The following is an 18,702-nucleotide window of genomic DNA, read 5'->3' on the forward strand; positions in this document are numbered from 1 at the left end:
GATCAAACCAGGAAACGCAGCATGCAAGACCCCCAAGCCCAACCCGCGATCGTCAAGGACCGCCCCGAGAAGAGCCGCTTCGAGATCGCGCTCGACGGCCACCGCGCGGTGGCCATCTACGAACGCGCACCCGGTGTCATCACCTTCGTCCACACGCTGGTGCCCGACGAACTGCAGGGCCGCGGGCTGGCCCGGCAACTGGTGCTGGCCGGGCTGGCCTCGGCGCGCGAACGCGGGCTGGCGGTGATTCCGCGCTGCCCGGTGTTCGCGGCCTACATGCGCAAGCATGCCGAGACCCACGACCTGCTCGCGCCCGAGGGGCGTGCGCTGCTCGGGCTCTGATCAGCCCGGCGTGGCGGCCCGCGCATGCTTCATGTCCAGCGCCAGGAAGTGGTGCACCACCGGCTGGCCCGGCCCGATGTGGAAGCGGATCGCCTCGTTCTGCAGGTCGGCATCGGCATGCGAGACGCGGTGGTGCTGGCGCAGGTGCTCGGCCCAGGACTCGACCAGGAACCACTCCATGAGCCGCTCGGGCTCGCTGGTGTGCTCGGTCAGGCCCCAGGCGTAGGCGCCGTCGCGGCGGCGCTCGAGCGACACGCGTTGCATCGCCTGCACGAAGGCCGGCTGGTCCTCCTTGCGGATGCGGTATTCGACCTGCACCATGACCGGGCCGCGGTCGTGCGCCACGGGCGCGGTCAGCAAGGGCTCGGGCCAGTGGTTCGAGGCCTGCAGGTCGGCCTCGCCGGTGGGCAGCTTGACGCGGTGGAACACCAAGGCCACGAGCGCCAGGCCCGCGGCGCCGACCACCAGCGTGACCGGCACGCCGACCTGCTGCGCGACCAGGCCCCAGCCCAGGCTGCCGCCGGCCATCGCGCCGTTGAAGACCGTGAGGTAGATCGCCAGCCCGCGGCCGCGCACCCAGTTGGGCAGCACCGCCTGCGCCACGCCGTTGAGCGTGGTCAGCGCGATGATCCAGCCCACACCCAGCAGCAGCATCAGCAGCACCGCCACCCACTGCGGCGGCGCCAGCGCCAGCGCCACCATCACCACCGCCGAGATCAGCGAGGCCGCGAGCACCAGCCCGTCGGCATCGAGCTTCTCGCGCAGGCGCGGCAGCAGCACCGCGCCCAGGATCGCGCCCGCGCCCACCGCCCCCAGCATCACGCCGTAGAAGCCCGCCGTGCCGCCGAGCATCTTGCGCGCCACCAGCGGCAGCAGCGCCCAGACCGCGCTGGCGAACAGGAAGAACACCGCCGCGCGCAGCAGCACCACATGCAGCTCGCGGCTGGCGCGCGCATAGCGCAGGCCGGCGCGGAAGGCGCCGAAGAACTGCTCCGACAGGCCCGTGTCGACGGCCGCCGGCCGCTTCCACCACAGCAGGGCCGCGATCACGAACACATAGCTCAGCACGTCGGCGCCATAGGCCGTGGCCGCGCCGAAGCTCGCGAGCAGCAGGCCGCCCACGGCCGGGCCGATGGCGCGCGCGATGTTGATGCCCAGCGAGTTGAGTGCCACCGCGTTCTTCAGGTCAGCGCGCGGCACCAGCTCGGGCACGATCGATTGCCAGGTCGGCCCCATCAATGCGGCGCCGATGCCGCCCACGAAGGTCAGCGCGACCAGGTACTCGACCGTGAGCGCGTTGCCGCGCGACAGCAGCAGCAGCGTGGCGCTGACGCAGGCCAGCATGACCTGGATGAAGATCAGGAAGCGCCGGCGGTCGAGGATGTCCGACAGCACGCCCGCCGGGATGGCCAGCAGGAAGATCGGCAGCGTGGCCGCGGTCTGGATCAGCGCCACGGCCGCTGGGCTGGCCGAGAGCTCGGTGACCATCCACGAACTGGCGACGTCGCGCATGAAGCTGCCCACGTTGCCCAGCACCGTCGCGGCCCAGAGCACCGCGAACACGGGCTGGCGCAGCGGCGCGAAGCTGCTTTGCGCCTTGGTGGCCTCAGTGCTCATCGCGCGCCTTCAGGTCGTGCCAGGCCACCAGCAGGAAGGCGCCCACCAGCCCCCAGTGCTCGAAGAAGGCGTTGGCCGCCATGAAGCGCTCGGGCGTCGCCACGGCGATCTCCCAGAAGCGGTTGGCCACGAAGGTCGCCATCAGCGTGAAGCCCGCCAGGCCCAGTGCGCCGAGCCAGCGATGGAAGCCCGTGAGGATCATCAGGGCCGCACCCAGCTCGAACACGATGACCGCCACGGCCATCGGCGCGGCGGGCGACAGGCCGAAGTGATTCATTTCGGCGAGGGCCGAAGGGAAGTCGGTGGCCTTGTTGAAGCCGCCCTGCAGGTAGGCGGCGCAGAGGAAGAGCAGTGCGAGCCAGTGCACCGCGCGCGTGGTGAAGAGGCGGCGCATCAGATTGCCCAGCAGGCACAACCCAAGGCGCCCCAGAAACTCTTCAAGTCCGCAATCGGCAGCTGGCTGCTCCATGCGGTCGCATGCCGGTGCCCATGCACATTGCAGTCGTTGGCGCAGGCGCAGTCGGCCGCCATGCGGCGCAGCGTGGCCTGCATCGGCCGGCCTTCCTTCTCGCCCCAGCCGCCGTAGCCGCCGAAGCTGCGCACCGGCGACCAGTCGGGCATGGCGGGCGGCGGCGCGCCGTCGTCGTGCGGCTGGAACGGGCCGGCGCCGTAGACCACGCGGCCGCCGACCATCGTCAGCAAGGCCGTGGTGTCGGCGATCTCGGATTCGGGGCAGGCGAAGAAATCGCGGTCGGGCACCACCAGGTCGGCCAGCATGCCGGGCTCGACGCGCCCTTTCTTGCCGACCTCGTTGGAGAACCAGGTCACGTTCTCGGTCCACATGCGCAGGGCCGCTTCGCGGTCGATGCAGTTGCGCTGCGGATAGAGCTGCAGGCCGCCGACGGTCCGGCCCGTGACCAGCCACGACAGCGAGACCCAGGGGTTGTACGAGGCCACGCGGGTCGCATCGGTGCCGGCCGAGACCTTCACGCCCTTCTCCAGCATGCGCTTGACCGGCGGCGTGGCCGCGGCCGCGCCCGCGCCGTAGCGCTCGACGAAGTACTCGCCCTGGTAGGCCATGCGGTGCTGCACCGCAATGCCGCCGCCCAGCGCGGCGATGCGGTCGATCGATTTCTCGGAGATGGTCTCGCAGTGGTCGAAGAACCAGTTCAGGCCGGCCAGCGGCGTGTCGCGGTCCACCTTCTCGAACACGTCGAGCGCGCGCTCGATGGTCTCGTCGTAGGTCGCATGCAGGCGCCAGGGCCACTTGTTCTGCACCAGCACGCGCACCACCTCTTCGAGTTCGCCTTCCATCTCGGGCGCCATGTCGGGGCGCGGCTGGCGGAAGTCCTCGAAGTCGGCGGCCGAGAAGACCAGCATTTCGCCCGCGCCGTTGTGCCGGAAGTAGTCGTCGCCCTGCTTGTACTTCGAGCTCGCGGTCCAGTCGAGGAAGTCCTGCTTCTCCTGCTTGGGCTTCTGCGTGAACAGGTTGTAGGCCAGGCGGATGGTGAGCTGGCCCGCGTCGGCCAGCTGCTGGATCACCTGGTAGTCCTCGGGGAAGTTCTGGAAGCCGCCGCCCGCGTCGATGGCGCCGGTCACGCCCAGGCGGTTGAGCTCGCGCATGAAGTGGCGCGTGGAATTGAGCTGGTACTCGAAGGGCAGCTTGGGCCCCTTGGCCAGCGTCGCGTAGAGGATGCTCGCATTGGGCTTGGCCAGCAGCAGCCCGGTCGGGTTGCCGGCCGCGTCGCGCACGATCTCGCCGCCGGGCGGCGCGGGCGTGTCTTTGGTGTAGCCCACGGCGCGCAGCGCGGCGCCGTTGAGCAGCGCGCGGTCGTACAGGTGCAGCAGGAACACCGGGGTGTCGGGCGCCACCGCGTTGAGCTCGGCGATGGTCGGCAGGCGCTTCTCCGTGAACTGGTGCTCGGTGAAGCCGCCCACCACGCGCACCCACTGCGGCGCGGGCGTGAGCGCGACCTGGCGCTTCAGCATGCCCATCGCGTCGGCCAGGCTGCGCACGCCGTCCCAGCGCAGCTCGAGGTTGTGGTTAAGCCCGCCGCGGATGATGTGCAGGTGGTTGTCGATCAGGCCCGGCAGCACCGCGCGGCCCTGCAGGTCGATCAGGCGCGTGCCGTCGCGCGCCAGCGGCAGGATGTCGGCGTCGCTTCCCACGTGCGTGAAGCGGCCGGCGCGGATCGCGACCGCGGTGGCCGTCGGGTTGGCGCGGTCCAGCGTGGTGAAGCGGCCGTGGTGCAGGATGAGTTCGGGGGCATCGACCATGTCGGGTGTCCTTGAAGAAGCGGGAGTTTGCGCCAGGCCGGGCGCGACCCAGGCGGCGCCGAGCGCGCCCAGCGCACCGACGAAGTGGCGGCGGCCGTGGGGACCAGGTGCGGTGCTCATGCCTTGGGTTCGACCGGAGGGGTTTCGGTGCGGGCAGTGGGCTTCGCGCATTGCGGCAGCTCGCCGAACATGTGCGGCCTGACCTGGTGCTGCAGCCACGAACTGGACGCAGGAGCGCGGTCGAACAGCCGCTTGGCCAGCGACGGCAGCTGCTCGCCCGCGAGGATGCCCAGCAGGCCGACCAGCGCGATGATCGGCGGCGCCGGCGAGCGCACGCTGAACAGCGCGTAGATCACGCCGACCAGCAAGCCGAGGGCGAGCGAGACGATGTAGGGCTTCATGGCGCGCTGGCGCTCAAGCCTCATGCGCGTTGAACATGGTCTTCGCGTAGGCGATGCCCAAGCCGTAGGCACCGCCGAACCTGCGCGCGATGCCCGTGGTCATCTCGTAGCTGTCGGTGCGGGCCCAGTCGCGCTGCAGCTCGAGCAGGTACTGCAGCGCGGTCATGGGCTGCGCGCCGGCCTGCACCATGCGGTCCATCGCGCGCTCGTGGGCCTCGGTGGAGACGTCGCCGCAGGCATCGGCGATCACGTAGACCTCGAAGCCCTGGCCCAGCGCCGACAGCGCCGGGCCGACGATGCACACGCCGGTCCACAGGCCCGAGAGCACGATGCGCGGCTTGCCGATCTCGTTGATGCGGCGGATCACGGCGGCGTCTTCCCAGGTGTTCATCGAGCTGCGGTCGAGCATGGCCTGGCCCGGGAAGGCGGCCGTGATCTCGTCGAACATCGGGCCCGAGAAGCTCTTCTCGGCCACGGTCGTGAGGATGGTCGGCACGCCGAAGCCGGCCGCGGCGTTGGCCACCAGCGCGGCGTTGTTGCGCAGCGTGACCGCCTCGATCGAATGGGTGGCGAAGGCCATCTGCGACTGGAAGTCGATCATGACCAGCGTGTGGTCCTGCGGGGTGAGCAGCTTGGCGCCGGGGGCAGCGGTGGCGGTGAGGGGCATGGTGTGTCCTGCAAAAAAAGAAAAGGGATGCGGCTCAGGCTTCGATGAAGGCCAGCAGGTCGGCGTTGAGCCGTTCCTTGTGCGTGAAGGGCAGCGCGTGCGGCGCGCCCGGGTAGACCTTGAGTTCGGCGCCGGCGATGGCCTGCGCGGCGAGCCGGCCCGTGGCCTCGAAGGGCACGACCTGGTCGTCGTCGCCGTGCACCACCAGCGTGGGCACGTCGAACTTCTCCAGGTCGGCGAAGAAGTCGGTTTCGGAGAAAGCGGTGACGCAATCGACCGTGGCCTTGATCGAGGCCAGCAGCGCGATCTGCAGCGTCTGGGCCAGGATGCCCTTCGACACCTTGGCGCCTTCTCGGTTGGTGCCGTAGAACAGCGTGCCGAAGTCGTCGAGGAACTGCGGGCGGTCGGCCAAGAGGCCGGCCTTGATGCCGTCAAACACGGCCTTGTCCACGCCCTGCGGATGCGCGGCGGTCTGGATGAACAAGGGCGTGACCGCGCTCAGCAGCGCCGCCTTGGCGATGCGCGCCGTGCCGTGGCGACCGATGTAGCGCGCCACGTCGCCGCCGCCCATCGAGAAGCCGACCAGCACCACGTCCTTCAGGTCGAGGGTCTCGATCAGCTCCGACAGGTCGTCGGCGAAGGTGTCGTAGTCATAGCCGGTCCAGGGCTGGCCCGAGCGGCCGAAGCCGCGGCGGTCGTAGGCGATGGCGCGCAGGCCGTGTTCGGCCAGGAAGTGCATCTGGTACTCCCACATGTCGGCATCGAGCGGCCAACCGTGGCAGAAGACGACCGGCCGGCCCTGGCCCCAGTCCTTGTAGTAGATCTCGCATCCATCGCGCGTGGTGAAAGTGCTCATGTCGGACTCCGGCTGAGGAGCGCTGACGGCGGAGCCAAGCGCAGGACGCGCTCTCTCCCGTCAGACGCTCGAAAGGAGTCCGCAGGCTACCGGCGCGCGGCGCCGGCGGCTTGAACGAAAAGGCGCTGCCTTGTCTTTTTGCGCGATGCAACTGCAACAACAGGGGCCGGCTCAGGCCTCCAGCGGCGGCAGCGCGCCGATGCGCTTGTCCAGCGTGAGCGGGTAGTCGCGCACCCGCGTGCCGGTCGCGTTGTACATCGCGTTCGACACCGCGGCCCCGACCCCGCAAATGCCCAGCTCGCCCACGCCCTTGGCCTTCATGGGCGAGGACATCGGATCGGTCTCGTCGAGGAAGACCACCTCCTGGTGCGGGATGTCGGCATGCACCGGCACCTCGTAGCCCGCCAGGTCGTGGTTGACGAAGAAGCCCAGCCGGGGGTCGACCGCCAGTTCCTCCATCAGCGCAGCGCCCACGCCCATGGTCATGCCGCCGATCACCTGGCTGCGCGCGGTCTTGGGGTTGAGGATGCGGCCCGAGGCGCAGACCGCGAGCATGCGGCGCACCCGCACCTCGGCGGTGAAGGCATGCACGCCCACCTCGACGAAATGCGCGCCGAAGGTGGACTGCTGGAACTTCTTGTCCAGGTCGCCGTAGCTCATGGTGTCCTCGGCCACCAGCGTCTGGGCCGACGCGAGTTCGGCCAGCGGCACGCTGCGCCCGCCGGTCGTCACGCGGCCGTCGGTGAAGGTCGCAGTGGCGATGTCCAGGCCGGCGCGCCGCGCGATCTGTTCGCGCAGCTTCACGCAGGCCGCGTAGACGCCGGCGGTCGCGCTGTTGGCGCCCCACTGCCCGCCCGAGCCGGCCGAGATCGGGAAGCTCGAATCGCCCAGCCGCACCACCACCCGCTCGATCGGCACGCCCAGCATCTCGGCCGCGGTCTGCGCGATGATGGTGTAGCTGCCGGTGCCGATGTCGGTCATGTCGGTCTCGACCGTGACCACGCCCTGCGCATCGAGCCGCACCCGCGCGGCCGACTTCATCACCAGGTTGTTGCGGAAGGCCGCGGCCATGCCCATGCCGACCCACCACTGCCCGTCGCGCACGCGGCCCGGCACCGGGTTGCGCCGCTCCCAGCCGAAGCGCTCGGCGCCGATGCGCATGCAGTCGACCAGCCGGCGCTGCGAGAAACGGCGCTCGGGCTTGGCGGGGTCGACCTGCGTGTCGTTGAGCGCGCGGAAGGCGATCGGGTCCATGCGCAGCCGCTCGGCCATCTCGTCCATCGCGACCTCCAGCGCCATCAGCCCCGGCGCCTCGCCGGGCGCGCGCATCGCGTTGCCTTCGGGCAGGTTCAGCACCGCGAGCCGCGTGCCGGTCAGCCGGTGGGGCGCGGCGTAGAGCAGCGCGCTCTGCTGGGTGGCCTCTTCGGGCTGGCCGCCGGGCTGGTCGCCGGACCAGCTCTCGTGGCCGATGGCCGTGAGCCGCCCGTCCTTGGTGGCGCCCAGCCGGATGCGCTGGATGGTGGCCGGCCGGTGGGTGGCGTTGTTGGCGATCAGCGGGCGCTGCAGCGCGACCTTGACCGGCCGCTTCGCGAGGCGCGCGCCCAGCGCCGCGAGCAGCACGTCGGACCGCAGGAACAGCTTGCCGCCGAAACCGCCGCCGATGAAGGGCGAGATCACGCGCACCTTGGCCTTGGGGATGCCCAGGGTCTTGGCCAGGTCGGTGGCGGCCCAGTCGATCATCTGGTTCGAGGTCCAGACCGTGAGTTGGTCGCCGCGCCAGGCGGCGATGCTGGCCATCGGCTCCATCATCGCGTGCGAATGGTCGGGCGTGGTGTAGGTGCTGTCGAGCTGCACCTCGGCCCGCTCGAAATGGGTGCCGAAGTCGCCGACCTTCTTGTCCTTGCTGACCAGCTTGGGCTGCGACGCCTTGGCCTGCGCCAGGTCGAAGTGGCCCTCGGCGGGCGCGTAGTCGACGCGCAGCAGCGCCGCGGCCGCGCGCGCCTGCTCGAAGCTCTCGGCCACGACCAGCGCGATCGCCTGGTGGTAGTGGTCGACGGTCGGCCCGCCGAGCAGCCTGGCGGTGTTGCGCTCGCCCTTGCCCAGCTTGCCCGCGTTCTGCGCGGTGACGATGGCGATCACGCCGGGGGCGGCCTGGGCCTGCGCCGTGTCCATCGACACGATGCGGCCCTTGGCGATGCCGGCGCCGAGCACGACGCCATAGGCCTGGTTCGCGACCACGTCGTGCTGCTCGTAGGCATAGCGCGCGGTGCCGGTGGTCTTGAGGCGGCCGTCCACGCGGTCGACGGCCTGGCCGACGACCTTGAGCTGGTCGATCGGGTTGGTGGTGGCGGGGGTGTCGAACTTCATGGCTCAGGTCCTGGCTTGGGCAAAGGTGGCGGCGAGCGTGCGCTCGGCCAGCGGCAGCTTGAAGGCGTTGTGCGCGGTGGGCCGCGCGTCGGCGAACAGCGCATCGGTCACGGCCTTGGCGCCACGCGGCATCAGCGCGTCGGCGCCCTCCATGCGCCAGGGCCGCGGCGCCACGCCGCCCAGCGCAACGCGCCCGCTGCCGTCGCGCTGCACGATGGCCGCGACCGACACGACCGCGAAGGCATAGGACGCGCGGTCGCGCACCTTGTGATAGATGTGCGTGCCGCCCACCGGGCCGGGCAGCGTGACGGCGGTGATCAGCTCGCCCGATGCCAGCGCGGTCTCGACCTGCGGCGTGGCGCCCGGCAGGCGGTGCAGCTCGGCGATCGGGATCACGCGGCGCGTGCCGTCGGGGCGCAGGGTCTCGACCGAGGCATCGAGCACCCGCATCGCGACCGCCATGTCGCTCGGGTGCGTGGCGATGCAGGCGTCGCTGGTGCCCACCACCGCCAATTGCTTGCTCACGCCGCCGATGGCCGCGCAGCCGCTGCCCGGCTGGCGCTTGTTGCAGGCCTGGTTCGTGTCGTAGAAGTAGGGGCAGCGCGTGCGCTGCAGCAGGTTGCCCGCGGTGCTGGCCTTGTTGCGCAGCTGGCCCGAGGCGCCGGCCAGCAGCGCGCGCGAGAGCACGCCGTAGTCGCGCCGCACGCGCATGTCGGCCGCGAGCTGGGTGTTGCTCACCAGCGCGCCGATGCGCAGGCCGCCCTCGGGCGTGGCCTCGATCGTTTTCAGGCCGAGTCCGTTGAGGTCGACCAGGTGGGCCGGCGTCTCGATCTCCAGCTTCATCAGGTCGAGCAGGTTGGTTCCGCCCGCGATGAACTTCGCGCCCGGCACGCGCTGGGCCTGGGCCAGGGCGTCGTCGGTCGAGCTCACGCGTTGGTAGGTGAAGGATTTCATGCCTTGGCTCCCGCGTTCGCGACGTCCGTGATCGCCTCGACGATGTTGCTGTACGCACCGCAGCGGCAGATGTTGCCGCTCATGCGTTCGCGCAGCTCGGCGGCCGAGAACATCGGCTTCGCGTTCAGGTCCTCGCTGACATGGCTGGGAACGCCCTTCGCGATCTCGTCGAGCACGCCCGCGGCCGAACAGATCTGGCCCGGCGTGCAGTAGCCGCACTGGAAGCCGTCGTGCTTGACGAAGGCCGCCTGCAGCGGATGCAGGCGCTCGGGCGTGCCCAGGCCTTCGATGGTGGTGACCGCGCCGCCCTCGTGCATGACCGCGAGCGTGAGGCAGGAGTTGATGCGCTGGCCGTCGACGATCACGGTGCAGGCGCCGCACTGGCCGTGGTCGCAGCCCTTCTTGGTGCCGGTGAGGTGCAGGTGCTCGCGCAGCGCATCGAGCAGCGTGGTGCGGGTGTCGAGCGCCAGGCGCTGGGTCTTGCCGTTGACCTGCAGCGTCACGGTCGTGAGCGGCGGGCCGCCGGCGGCGGTGTCCGGGCTGCGCGCGGCGTCCTGCGCCTGCGCCTGCGCCTGCGCCTGCGCCTGCGCCGTCCGGGCCACCATCGTGGCGGAGGCGGAGGCCGCGCCGGCGGCGAGCAGCCCACGCCGGGTGATCGGCAAATGGTTCGAGCTTTGCATGGGTTCGTCCTTCATCGTGGGGTGTGGCGGGCGGCACCGGATGGGTGTCGCCCGCGCATGTCACGAACCACTCTACGGAGCGATGGCGCATCGCACCAGAGGCGCATCGCTTCATCGCGTGACCCGGTGTGGCCGACGAACCAGCGCCCGAAGCCGCTCTACAGAGGGAGACGGCCATGCCTGGCCGGGTGCCGTCGGCGGGCTCCTACGGCAGCTGTCGCCTCCGGCCTAAGCCCGTGCCGGGCCGCGCTTGCACCGCCGCGGTGCAGGATGCGCCGGCGGCCTACTTCGCGCCCGGGTACAGGCCCAGCACGTTGGCGCCGATGGCCGGGTCGACGAAGCGCTCGAGCCGCTGCGGATGCAGGATCACCATGATCTCGCACGAGCCCGTGCCCACCGTCATGCCCAGGAAGTGGCCGCCGGCGCCGATGAAGGTCCCGTCGGTCACGATGCCGTGCGCATGGATCGAGGGCTTGCCCTCCTTCCACGCGATGCTGCCGGTGAGGTTGGCCATCTCCACGTCCTTGAAGGTCTTGGGGTTGAAGACCTTCTTCGAGAAGTCGTAGAAGCCGAAGGTGGCCTCGCGCATGAAGCCGATGCCGAAGATGCTCGCGCTCTGGATCTGCTCGACCTGCGCCAGCTTCTCGATGTGCGCGAGCACGTCGTCGCCGTTGCGCAGCACCATCAGGTAGCCGGTGGGCGTGCGCGTGACCTTGCCGGTCAGGTCCTGCGCCTGCGCCGCCGTGCCGAAGGCGAGCGCGGCGAAGAGCGCGATGCACAGGGAAGTGAAAGTCTTGATGACCATGGGGATGCCTCGATTCTTGGTTGGGATGAGAGGGAGATGCACGGATGCGGCTTGCGCCGCGCGAGGGCCGTCGCCGCCCCTCGAACGGTTCCGGCCGGGTGAGGAACGCCCGCACGCGCGGCCGGGGCCGTGCGCGCTGGCATTCGACGCTGGAGGCCCGCACGCGGGCCGAATGCCTAGGTCTGGGGAAGGTTGGCCTGCACCTTGGCGCGCAGGCGATCGACGTTGACCACGAAGCGGCTGTGGGTGCCGCGCGCGACTTCCTTGTCGCCCTCGTGCACCGCGAAGTCGAAGCCCACGCTGCGGCCGTCGACCGCGTTCACGCGCGCCTCGATGCGCACCGCCTGGCCCAGCAGCGTGGCGCCGCCGTGCGTGAGCGCGATGGCCGTGCCCACCGAGTTCTCGCCCGGCGCGACATGGCCGAGCAGGAAGTCGAGGCAGGTCTGCTCGACGTCGCGCACCAGTTCCGGCGTGGCGTAGAGGCGCAGTGCCTCGCCCAGGAAGTCCACGGTGCGGCGCAGGTCCACCACCAGTTGCCGATGGGCGACCGCGCCCACCTCGAGTTCGTTTGTCATGCCGCTGTTCCGAAGGCGCCGCAGCGCGTGGAGTGAGGCTCTCAGCGCGTGCGCGTCGAGCAGGGGCGCCAGTCTAGGAAGGCGGCCCCCGCTTGGGCAAACGAGTTTTTCTAGGGCGAATGCGGAGAAAATATTGAAGGCTTTTGGCGCACACTCGGCGCTCCCGACCTGCAAGGTGCAGCTCGGCGCACCGGGTCTGCCGACCCGGGCCGGTTCATCGAAGGAATCCACTGTGTCGCGCCCCATCCCGCCGCTCAATCCCCTGAGGGCTTTCGAAGTCGCCGCCCGGCACCTGAGCTTCACGCGCGCCGCGGAGGAACTGTTCGTCACGCCCTCGGCGGTGAGCCACCAGATCAAGACGCTCGAAGAGAGCCTGGGCATCGCGCTGTTCACGCGCGACGCCAAGTCGCTGTCGCTCACCGCCGCCGGCAAGGCCTACCTGCCGGGCGTGCAGCAGGCCTTCAAGCAGCTCGCGCATGCCACGCACCAGCTGCAGACGCAGGGCATGCCCGCGCTCAAGATCAACGTGCCGCCGACCTTCGCGGTCAAGTGGCTGATCCCGCGCATGGACCGCTTCATGAAGGCGCACCCCGAGATCGACCTCAAGGTCTCGACCTCCAAGCACATGGTCGACTTCGCGCGCGAGGACTTCGACCTGGCGGTGCGCTACGGCCGCGGCAAGTACCCGGGCCTGCATTCCGAGCTGTGCCTGCCGGTCGAGGTGTTCCCGGTCTGCAGCCCGGCGCTGATGCGCGGCGAGCACCCGCTGCGCACGCCGTCGGACCTGCGCTTCCATACCCTGCTGCACGACGACAGCACCTACAGCGACGTGAGCAACCCGCACTGGGCCATGTGGCTCGAGCACGCCGGCGTGACCGAGGTCGATGCCACGCGCGGGCCCTCGTTCTGGCCCAGCCACCTGGTGATCAACGCCGCGGTCGACGGCCTGGGCGTGGCGCTGGCCAAGAAGAACTGGGTGCTCAAGGACCTGGCCGACGGCCTGCTGGTGCGGCCCTTCGACATCAGCCTGCCGGTGGAGTTCTCCTACTTCATCGTCTACCCCGAGGAGCGGGTCCACGACCGCCGCATCGCGGCCTTCGTCGACTGGGTGCGCCAGGAGGTGGCCAGCGAGCCGTCCGGCGTGGCTCCGGCCATCGCCGGCCTGACCGCCTTCGCGTCCTGAAAGCAGGAGGAGGCGCGCCATGACCCGCTACTGGCTGATGAAGTCCGAACCCGACGAATGCGCGATCGACGACGCGCTGGCCGCGCCCGACGCCACCGTGCCCTGGACCGGCGTGCGCAACTACCAGGCGCGCAACTTCATGCGCGACGGCATGCAGGTGGGCGACGGCGTGCTGTTCTACCACTCGAGCTGCCCCGAGCCGGGCATCGCCGGCATCGCGCGCGTGGCCTCGGGCACCCGCCCCGACCCGACGCAGTTCGACCCCGCCTCGCCCTATTTCGACGCGGCCTCGAAGGCCGAGGCGCCGCGCTGGCTGCTGCTGGACGTGCAGGCGCTGCGCAAGACCCGCCTGCTCGGCCTGCCCGAGCTGCGCGCCACGCCGGCGCTGGCCGAGCTGGTGGTGCTCCAGCGCGGCAATCGGCTGTCGATCACGCCGGTGGACGAAGCGCACTGGCGGCTGATCACCGAGGACCTGCTGGCCTGAGGGCCGGCGCCCTTCACTCCAAGCGATAGAACCGCACCGCGTTGTCGTGCAGCAGCGCGCGCCGCTCGTGCGCGGGCCGGTCGGCGATGGCGGCCACGAAGCCCGCGAGGATCGTGCCGTAGCCGGCCACCAGGCTGTCGACCGGGAAATTGCTCGCGAACAGGCTGCGCCCGGCACCGAAGATCGCGATCGCATCGCGGATCACGGGCACGTTCTCGGCCTGCGTCCAGGGCTTGCCGCGCTGGCCCAGGCCCGAGATCTTGATCGCGGTGTTGGGCTGCGCGGCCAGCGCCTCCAGCGCGCGGCGCCAGCCCGCGAGCCCGGCCGGGCTGCGATCGGCGGGCAGGCCGGTGTGGTTGAGGATCAGCAGCGTCTGCGGGAAGTCGCTTGCCAGCTCGGCCGCCTGGTCCAGGTTCCACCAGGGCGCCTGCAGGTCGAAGGACAGGCCATGCGGCTGCAGCAGCGCATAGCCGCGGCGCCAGCGCGCATCGTCCATCGAGCCCGCGAGGCCGCGCTGCGCGACCTCGGCCGAAGCCGCGGTCACCGGCTTGTGCCGGATGCCGCGCACCAGCGGGAAGGCGGCCTGGGCGGCCAGCAGCGCGGGCGCGTCGGCATGGTCGAGCGCCACGTGCGCGACCAGCGCGGTGGGCCGGCCGTGGGCCTGCGCGAGCTGCGTGAGCCAGCGCGTCTCGGCCACCGGGTCGGCGCGATCCCACTCGGCCTCGATGTGCACCGTGCCCGCGGGCGCATGGCCGCGCGTGTCGCGCGCCAGGTCCTCGGGCAGGTAGTTGCGCTGCAGCGCCGAATAGTCGCCGTAGCGGAAGTTCGGCACCGTCTCGCCCTGCAGCCAGGGATAGGGGTTGGCGCCCAGGTCCCAGAAGTGCTGGTGGGCGTCGATGAAGGGCTCGTCGAACTCGAAATCCATCGCCGGATTCTCGCGCTCAGCCCGCGAGCTTGAGCTTGCCCGCGAGCTCCTTGAAGAAGGCGCTCTCCCGGGTCATCACGGCCTCGAGCGTCGCGTCGTCGGCGTAGGTGTCGGTACTGAAGTGCAGCTTGGTCAGCGCGTCGATCCAGACCGGCTCCTTGACCGCCTTGGCGGTCGCGGCCTTGAGCACGGCCATCACCTCGTCGGGCGTGTTGCGCGGCGCCGAGAGGCCGCGCCAGATGCCGATCGACAGGTCGATGTTCCGCTCCTTGAGCGTGGGGATGGTCTCGAAGCCGTCGGCCACGCGCTTGTCGGCCATCACCGCCAGCGCCTTGAGCTTGCCGGCCGCCACGTAGCTCGAGACCTCGGCCGTGCTGACCGTCACCGCCTCGATGTGGCCGCCCAGCAGCGCCAGCACCGCGGGCGCGCCGCCGGGGTAGGGGATGTGGTTGAACTTGGCGCCGGTCTTCTCGCCCAGCGCCGCGGCCGCCATGTGCCAGGTCGAGCCATGGCCGGCATTGCCCACGCGGATGTTCGCATCGGCCTTGCGCGCGGCATCGAGGAACTGCTCCAGCGTGGTCCAGGGCGCATCGGCGCGCACCACCACCGCGGCCGGGTCGGCGTTCAGGCGCGCGATGGGGCGCAGGTCCTTGTACGAGAACTTGGCCAGGCCCAGGTGGTTGAGGAAGGTGAGCTCGGTCGACGAGAGCACGATCTTGTAGCCGTCGGGCCTGGCGTTGACCACGTCGCCCAGGCCCAGCACGCCGCTGGCGCCGGGGCGGTTGACCACCACCAGCGGCTGCGGCAGGAACTTGGCGACCGCGGCGCCGAAGGAGCGGCCGACCACGTCGGCGCCGCCGCCCGCCTGCCAGGGCACGACCAGCTCGATCGGCTTGCTCGGATAGGCGCCGGGCTGGGCCCAGGCGGGCACGGCCAGCGTGGCGCCCAGCATCAGGGCCGCGCGCAGGCCGTGGCGGCGCGCGGGGTCGAAGGATTCTGTCGTTGTCATGTCTTGTCTCCGTTCTTTGCTCTGCTCACGCTCAGCTGGCCGCCGCGACGCCGACCTTGGCCGGGCCGAAGGCGCCGGCCTGGCGCAGTGCGTCGATGCGCTCGGCCGACAGGCCGATCTCGCCCATCACCTGCTCGGTGTGCTGGCCCAGCAGCGGCGCGGGATGGCGCACCTGCTGCGGCGTGCCGCTGAGTTTGACCGGGAAGCCCAGCGCGCGGGTCTTGCCTTCGACCGGGTGGTCGATGGTCAGCACCATGTCGCGCGCCACCGCCTGCTCGCTGCCCAGCGCCTCGGCGTAGTCGTAGATCGGGCCCGCGGGCACGCCGGCGGCGAGCAGCGCCGCCACCCATTCGTCGGCCGTGCCGCGCGCGAACTCGGCCTCGATCTCGGCGATCAGCACCTCGCGGTTGCGGATGCGCAGCACGTTGTCGGTGAAGCGCGCATCCTGCACCAGGTCGTCGCGCCCGATCACGCCGCACAGCGCCTTCCAGAGCTTCTGGTTGGCCGCGCCGATGACGAAGGGGCGGTCGGACGCGCGCACCGCCTGGTAGGGCGCGCTCATGCGGTTGGCGCTGCCGATGGGCACCGGCACCTCGCCCGTGCCCCAGTACTCGGCCGATTCCCAGACCGACAGGCTCAGCGCGGTCTCGAACAGCGAGGCGTCGATGAACTGGCCTTCGCCGGTGATGCCGCGGCCGATGATCGCGCTCAGGATGCCGTAGGCCGCGAACAGGCCCGCGCCCAGGTCGGCCAGCGGCACGCTGGACTTGACGGGGGGCTGGCCCGCGTGGCCCATCACGCTCATCACGCCGGTCATGGCCTGCGCGATCAGGTCGAGGCCGGGGCGGCGCGACCAGGGGCCGGTCTGGCCGAAGCCCGAGATGCTGGCGTAGACCAGCCGCGGGTTGATCTCGCGCAAGGTGGCGTAGTCGATCTTGAGCCGCGCGACCACGCCGGGCCGGTTGTTCTCGACCAGCACGTCGGCCTCTTTCACCAGCGCGTAGAAGGCTTCGAGGCCGGCCGGGCTCTTGAGGTCGATCTCGACGCTGCGCTTGTTGCGGTTGAGCGCCAGGAAGCCGCCGCTGTCCTCGCCCTTGAGGCGAAAGCCCATCGACTTGCGGGTCTGGTCGCCGATGCCCGGCGTCTCGACCTTGATGACGTCCGCGCCCATGTCGCCGAGCAGCATGCAGCAGAAAGGGCCGGCCATGATCTGGCTGACGTCGAGGACCTTGATGCGGGAAAGAGGAAGGGTCACGCGGTGCTCCGTGGGAATGTCGGGGGGAACGGACGCACTCAGCGGCCCGTGAAGACCGGGCGGGTCTTGGCGAGGAAGGCCTGGAAGCCGATGCGGAAGTCCTCGGTGTCGAAGCAGGCGTAGGCCTCGTCGGCCTCGGCCGCCGTCAGCGGCTGCGGCTGTGCCAGGCGGCGCACGAACTTCTTGTGCCAGCGCGCCACCAGCGGCGCGCCGTTGGCGATGCGGCGCGCGGTGGCCTGGCCTTGCGCCAGCACCTCGGCGTCGTCGACCACGCGGTTGACCAGGCGCTTCTCGAAGGCCTCCTTGGCGTCGAACACCCGGCCCTCGAGCACGATCTCGAGCGCGGTCGCGCTGCCCACCAGGTCGACCAGGCCGCCCAGCTCGCCGTACGACATCACCAGGCCCAGCTTGTTGACCGGCACGCCGAAGCGGCTCGAGCTGCCGCAGATGCGCATGTCGCAGACCGAGGCGATCTCCAGCCCGCCGCCCACGCAGGCGCCCTCGATCACGGCCAGCGTCGGATGCTTGCTGTGCGCGATGGCCTGCATCGCGGCGTGCGTGACCTTGGCGTAGTCGCCGGCCTGGGCCGCGCTGGAGCGCAGGCGGGTGAACTCCTCGATGTCGGCGCCGGCCGAGAAGGCCTTGCCGCCGGCGCCGCGCAGCACGATGCAGCGCAGTTCGTCGTCGGCCGACAGCTCGGTGAAGGCGTCGGTCAGGCCCTGCCACATGCCCAGGTCCATGGCATTCATCTTGTCGGGCTTGTTGAGGATGACGGTGGCGATGCGCTCGTCGCGCTCGATGAGGATGAGCGGGGTCATGTCGGGTCGTCTCTTTCGTGTGGTGCGCCGCGCCTTCTCGGCGGCACGGGATGAGGGGTGCGAACGGTCCGAAGTCTAGGAACGCGGGGCCCAGCGGACAAACGAAAAAAACTGGGCCGGTCTTCAAGAAAAACTCGCGCGGCCCCCGCCGCCGGGCTTGTGAATTTTTCTCGGTCGGGCTTCAAGTTATTCCACGTTGCCCCGCCGGCGCCCCCTTCCTAGACTCGCGGCCCACGACGGCAGAGCGCCCAGCCGAGGCCGCCGTCGACGAGACAACACCCGATATCGCAGCCGAACGGAGACCGCATGGCCCTCATCCACTACATCACCCAGATCCAGATCGACTTCGGCGCCGTCAAGCTGCTCGCGCAGGAATGCGAGCGCATCGGCATCCGCCGGCCGCTGGTGGTCACCGATGCCGGCGTGCGCGCCGCGGGCGTGCTCGACCGCGTGACCGCGCAGCTGGGCGGCCTGCCCTTCGTGGTGTTCGACGGCACGCCGTCGAACCCCACCGAGCGGGCGATGCGCGCCGCGGTGGCGATGTACGTGGAGAACCAGTGCGACGGCATCGTCGCGGTCGGCGGCGGTTCGCCGATCGACCTGGCCAAGGGCGTGGCGGTGTGCGCCACGCACGAAGGCCCTCTCAAGTCCTTCGCGGCCATCGAGGGCGGTGCGGCGCGCATCACCGCCGCCACCGCGCCGGTGATCGCCGTGCCCACCACGGCCGGCACCGGCAGCGAGGTCGGCCGCGGCGCGGTGCTGATCCTCGACGACGGCCGCAAGGTCGGCGTGCTCTCGCCCCACCTGGTGCCGCGCGTCGCGCTGTGCGACCCCGAACTCACGCTGGGCCTGCCGCCGCTGCTCACCGCGGCCACCGGCATGGACGCGATCGCGCACTGCATGGAGACCTTCATGGCGCCGGCCTTCAACCCGCCGGCCGACGGCATCGCGCTCGACGGCCTGCGCCGCGGCTGGCGGCACATCGAGACCGCGACCTCGACGCCCGGCGACCGCGCGGCCCGGCTGCACATGATGAGCGCCTCGATGCAGGGCGCGCTGGCCTTCCAGAAGGGCCTGGGCTGCGTCCACAGCCTGAGCCATTCGATGGGCGGCCTGAGCCCGCGGCTGCACCACGGCACGCTCAACGCGATCCTGCTGCCGGCCGTGATCCGCTTCAACGCCGAAGCCCCGTCGATGCAGCAGGAGCAGCGGCTCGCGCGCATGGCGCAGGCCATGGGCCTGGGCAGCGCCGACGCGGTGGCGCCCGCGGTGAGCGCGATGAACCGCCGGCTGGGCCTGCCCACCGGCCTGGCCGCGCTCGACGTCTCGCCCGAGCTCTTCCCGCGTGTGATCGAGGGCGCGCTCAAGGACCACTGCCACAAGACCAACCCGCGCGAGGCCAGCCCCGCCGACTACCAGGCGATGTTGATGGACTCGCTCTGAGCCCTTCGACAGCGGCCTTTTCACAGAAAAAACCGGAGACAAAG

At 70.6% G+C, this 18,702-nt stretch carries 19 protein-coding genes; 4 read left to right on the plus strand and 15 right to left on the minus strand.

The genetic code is table 11. The features are described 5' to 3' along the window. The first annotated feature begins 21 nt into the window (after positions 1-21). The gene (locus QTI20_RS22400; protein WP_183024673.1) at positions 22-342 is read left to right on the plus strand and encodes a GNAT family N-acetyltransferase; all 321 of its coding nucleotides are present in this window, start codon (positions 22-24) and stop codon (positions 340-342) included. Here QTI20_RS22400 and QTI20_RS22405 read toward each other — a convergent pair whose 3' ends face one another. From QTI20_RS22405 to QTI20_RS22455, 11 genes are all read right to left on the minus strand, one after another. Continuing rightward, positions 343-1,959: an MFS transporter gene (locus tag QTI20_RS22405; RefSeq protein ID WP_286554220.1), complete on the minus strand. Its 1,617-nt coding sequence runs from the start codon at positions 1,957-1,959 to the stop codon at positions 343-345. Continuing rightward, positions 1,949-2,353, minus strand: coding sequence for a DoxX family protein (locus tag QTI20_RS22410; protein WP_286554219.1), 405 nt, complete (start codon positions 2,351-2,353; stop codon positions 1,949-1,951). Before QTI20_RS22410 ends, QTI20_RS22405 begins: the two co-directional genes overlap by 11 nt. Beyond that, positions 2,353-4,236, minus strand: a complete 1,884-nt coding sequence (locus QTI20_RS22415) for an amidohydrolase (RefSeq protein ID WP_286554819.1) — start codon at positions 4,234-4,236, stop codon at positions 2,353-2,355. The genes QTI20_RS22410 and QTI20_RS22415 overlap by 1 nt, the downstream gene beginning before the upstream one ends. A 116-nt stretch (positions 4,237-4,352) precedes the next feature. After that, positions 4,353-4,637 (minus strand): XapX domain-containing protein, encoded by a 285-nt coding sequence (locus QTI20_RS22420; RefSeq protein WP_286554818.1) that lies wholly within the window; start codon positions 4,635-4,637, stop codon positions 4,353-4,355. A 13-nt stretch (positions 4,638-4,650) separates the two neighbouring features. Then, complete coding sequence (locus QTI20_RS22425; RefSeq protein ID WP_286554217.1) at positions 4,651-5,304, minus strand: hydrolase; 654 nt, start codon at positions 5,302-5,304, stop codon at positions 4,651-4,653. Positions 5,305-5,338: 34 nt separating this feature from the next. Continuing rightward, positions 5,339-6,160 carry an alpha/beta fold hydrolase gene (locus QTI20_RS22430; protein WP_286554216.1) on the minus strand — a complete coding sequence of 274 codons (822 nt, stop codon included), beginning with the start codon at positions 6,158-6,160 and terminating at the stop codon, positions 5,339-5,341. 171 nt (positions 6,161-6,331) lie between these two features. Then, positions 6,332-8,527, minus strand: a complete 2,196-nt coding sequence (gene paoC, locus QTI20_RS22435) for an aldehyde oxidoreductase molybdenum-binding subunit PaoC (RefSeq protein WP_286554215.1) — start codon at positions 8,525-8,527, stop codon at positions 6,332-6,334. Positions 8,528-8,530: 3 nt separating this feature from the next. After that, positions 8,531-9,481: an FAD binding domain-containing protein gene (locus QTI20_RS22440; protein ID WP_286554214.1), complete on the minus strand. Its 951-nt coding sequence runs from the start codon at positions 9,479-9,481 to the stop codon at positions 8,531-8,533. Further along, the gene (gene paoA, locus QTI20_RS22445; protein ID WP_286554213.1) at positions 9,478-10,161 is read right to left on the minus strand and encodes an aldehyde dehydrogenase iron-sulfur subunit PaoA; all 684 of its coding nucleotides are present in this window, start codon (positions 10,159-10,161) and stop codon (positions 9,478-9,480) included. The genes QTI20_RS22440 and paoA overlap by 4 nt, the downstream gene beginning before the upstream one ends. 283 nt (positions 10,162-10,444) lie before the next feature. Beyond that, positions 10,445-10,966, minus strand: coding sequence for a PPC domain-containing DNA-binding protein (locus QTI20_RS22450; RefSeq protein WP_286554212.1), 522 nt, complete (start codon positions 10,964-10,966; stop codon positions 10,445-10,447). Positions 10,967-11,142: 176 nt separating this feature from the next. Then, positions 11,143-11,541 carry a thioesterase family protein gene (locus QTI20_RS22455; RefSeq protein WP_286554211.1) on the minus strand — a complete coding sequence of 133 codons (399 nt, stop codon included), beginning with the start codon at positions 11,539-11,541 and terminating at the stop codon, positions 11,143-11,145. Positions 11,542-11,773: 232 nt separating this feature from the next. On the opposite strand from QTI20_RS22455, the gene QTI20_RS22460 reads away from it, so the two are divergent. Then, positions 11,774-12,724 (plus strand): transcriptional regulator GcvA, encoded by a 951-nt coding sequence (locus QTI20_RS22460; RefSeq protein ID WP_286554210.1) that lies wholly within the window; start codon positions 11,774-11,776, stop codon positions 12,722-12,724. 19 nt (positions 12,725-12,743) lie between these two features. Next, positions 12,744-13,208 (plus strand): EVE domain-containing protein, encoded by a 465-nt coding sequence (locus tag QTI20_RS22465; RefSeq protein ID WP_286554208.1) that lies wholly within the window; start codon positions 12,744-12,746, stop codon positions 13,206-13,208. 13 nt (positions 13,209-13,221) lie between these two features. On the opposite strand, the gene QTI20_RS22470 is transcribed toward QTI20_RS22465, so the two are convergent. From QTI20_RS22470 to QTI20_RS22485, 4 genes are read right to left on the minus strand one after another with little or no spacing between them, the layout of a single operon-like run. Further along, positions 13,222-14,133 carry an amidohydrolase family protein gene (locus QTI20_RS22470; RefSeq protein WP_286554207.1) on the minus strand — a complete coding sequence of 304 codons (912 nt, stop codon included), beginning with the start codon at positions 14,131-14,133 and terminating at the stop codon, positions 13,222-13,224. A 16-nt stretch (positions 14,134-14,149) separates the two neighbouring features. After that, complete coding sequence (locus QTI20_RS22475) at positions 14,150-15,142, minus strand: Bug family tripartite tricarboxylate transporter substrate binding protein (protein WP_183024687.1); 993 nt, start codon at positions 15,140-15,142, stop codon at positions 14,150-14,152. Between the two features lie 31 nt (positions 15,143-15,173). Further along, positions 15,174-16,397 carry a CaiB/BaiF CoA transferase family protein gene (locus QTI20_RS22480; RefSeq protein WP_286554204.1) on the minus strand — a complete coding sequence of 408 codons (1,224 nt, stop codon included), beginning with the start codon at positions 16,395-16,397 and terminating at the stop codon, positions 15,174-15,176. A gap of 38 nt (positions 16,398-16,435) precedes the next feature. Continuing rightward, a complete protein-coding gene (locus QTI20_RS22485; RefSeq protein ID WP_286554202.1) occupies positions 16,436-17,215 on the minus strand; it encodes an enoyl-CoA hydratase-related protein in 780 nt (259 codons plus the stop codon). 306 nt (positions 17,216-17,521) lie between these two features. Between QTI20_RS22485 and gbd the strand changes: the two genes are divergently transcribed. Beyond that, positions 17,522-18,658 (plus strand): 4-hydroxybutyrate dehydrogenase, encoded by a 1,137-nt coding sequence (gene gbd / locus QTI20_RS22490; protein WP_286554201.1) that lies wholly within the window; start codon positions 17,522-17,524, stop codon positions 18,656-18,658. The last annotated feature ends 44 nt before the right edge of the window (positions 18,659-18,702 follow it).

This window comes from Variovorax sp. J2P1-31 (assembly GCF_030317215.1).
Classification (GTDB): Bacteria; Pseudomonadota; Gammaproteobacteria; order Burkholderiales; family Burkholderiaceae_C; genus Variovorax.

What these genes read in the sequence shown, in the direction of transcription:
- QTI20_RS22400 (WP_183024673.1), top strand. Translation starts at nt 22, where the DNA reads ATGCAAGACCCCCAAGCCCAACCCGCGATCGTCAAGGACCGCCCCGAG.
- QTI20_RS22405 (WP_286554220.1), bottom strand. Translation starts at nt 1,959, where the DNA reads ATGAGCACTGAGGCCACCAAGGCGCAAAGCAGCTTCGCGCCGCTGCGC.
- QTI20_RS22410 (WP_286554219.1), bottom strand. Translation starts at nt 2,353, where the DNA reads ATGCGCCGCCTCTTCACCACGCGCGCGGTGCACTGGCTCGCACTGCTC.
- QTI20_RS22415 (WP_286554819.1), bottom strand. Translation starts at nt 4,236, where the DNA reads ATGGTCGATGCCCCCGAACTCATCCTGCACCACGGCCGCTTCACCACG.
- QTI20_RS22420 (WP_286554818.1), bottom strand. Translation starts at nt 4,637, where the DNA reads ATGAAGCCCTACATCGTCTCGCTCGCCCTCGGCTTGCTGGTCGGCGTG.
- QTI20_RS22425 (WP_286554217.1), bottom strand. Translation starts at nt 5,304, where the DNA reads ATGCCCCTCACCGCCACCGCTGCCCCCGGCGCCAAGCTGCTCACCCCG.
- QTI20_RS22430 (WP_286554216.1), bottom strand. Translation starts at nt 6,160, where the DNA reads ATGAGCACTTTCACCACGCGCGATGGATGCGAGATCTACTACAAGGAC.
- paoC (WP_286554215.1), bottom strand. Translation starts at nt 8,527, where the DNA reads ATGAAGTTCGACACCCCCGCCACCACCAACCCGATCGACCAGCTCAAG.
- QTI20_RS22440 (WP_286554214.1), bottom strand. Translation starts at nt 9,481, where the DNA reads ATGAAATCCTTCACCTACCAACGCGTGAGCTCGACCGACGACGCCCTG.
- paoA (WP_286554213.1), bottom strand. Translation starts at nt 10,161, where the DNA reads ATGCAAAGCTCGAACCATTTGCCGATCACCCGGCGTGGGCTGCTCGCC.
- QTI20_RS22450 (WP_286554212.1), bottom strand. Translation starts at nt 10,966, where the DNA reads ATGGTCATCAAGACTTTCACTTCCCTGTGCATCGCGCTCTTCGCCGCG.
- QTI20_RS22455 (WP_286554211.1), bottom strand. Translation starts at nt 11,541, where the DNA reads ATGACAAACGAACTCGAGGTGGGCGCGGTCGCCCATCGGCAACTGGTG.
- QTI20_RS22465 (WP_286554208.1), top strand. Translation starts at nt 12,744, where the DNA reads ATGACCCGCTACTGGCTGATGAAGTCCGAACCCGACGAATGCGCGATC.
- QTI20_RS22470 (WP_286554207.1), bottom strand. Translation starts at nt 14,133, where the DNA reads ATGGATTTCGAGTTCGACGAGCCCTTCATCGACGCCCACCAGCACTTC.
- QTI20_RS22475 (WP_183024687.1), bottom strand. Translation starts at nt 15,142, where the DNA reads ATGACAACGACAGAATCCTTCGACCCCGCGCGCCGCCACGGCCTGCGC.
- QTI20_RS22485 (WP_286554202.1), bottom strand. Translation starts at nt 17,215, where the DNA reads ATGACCCCGCTCATCCTCATCGAGCGCGACGAGCGCATCGCCACCGTC.
- gbd (WP_286554201.1), top strand. Translation starts at nt 17,522, where the DNA reads ATGGCCCTCATCCACTACATCACCCAGATCCAGATCGACTTCGGCGCC.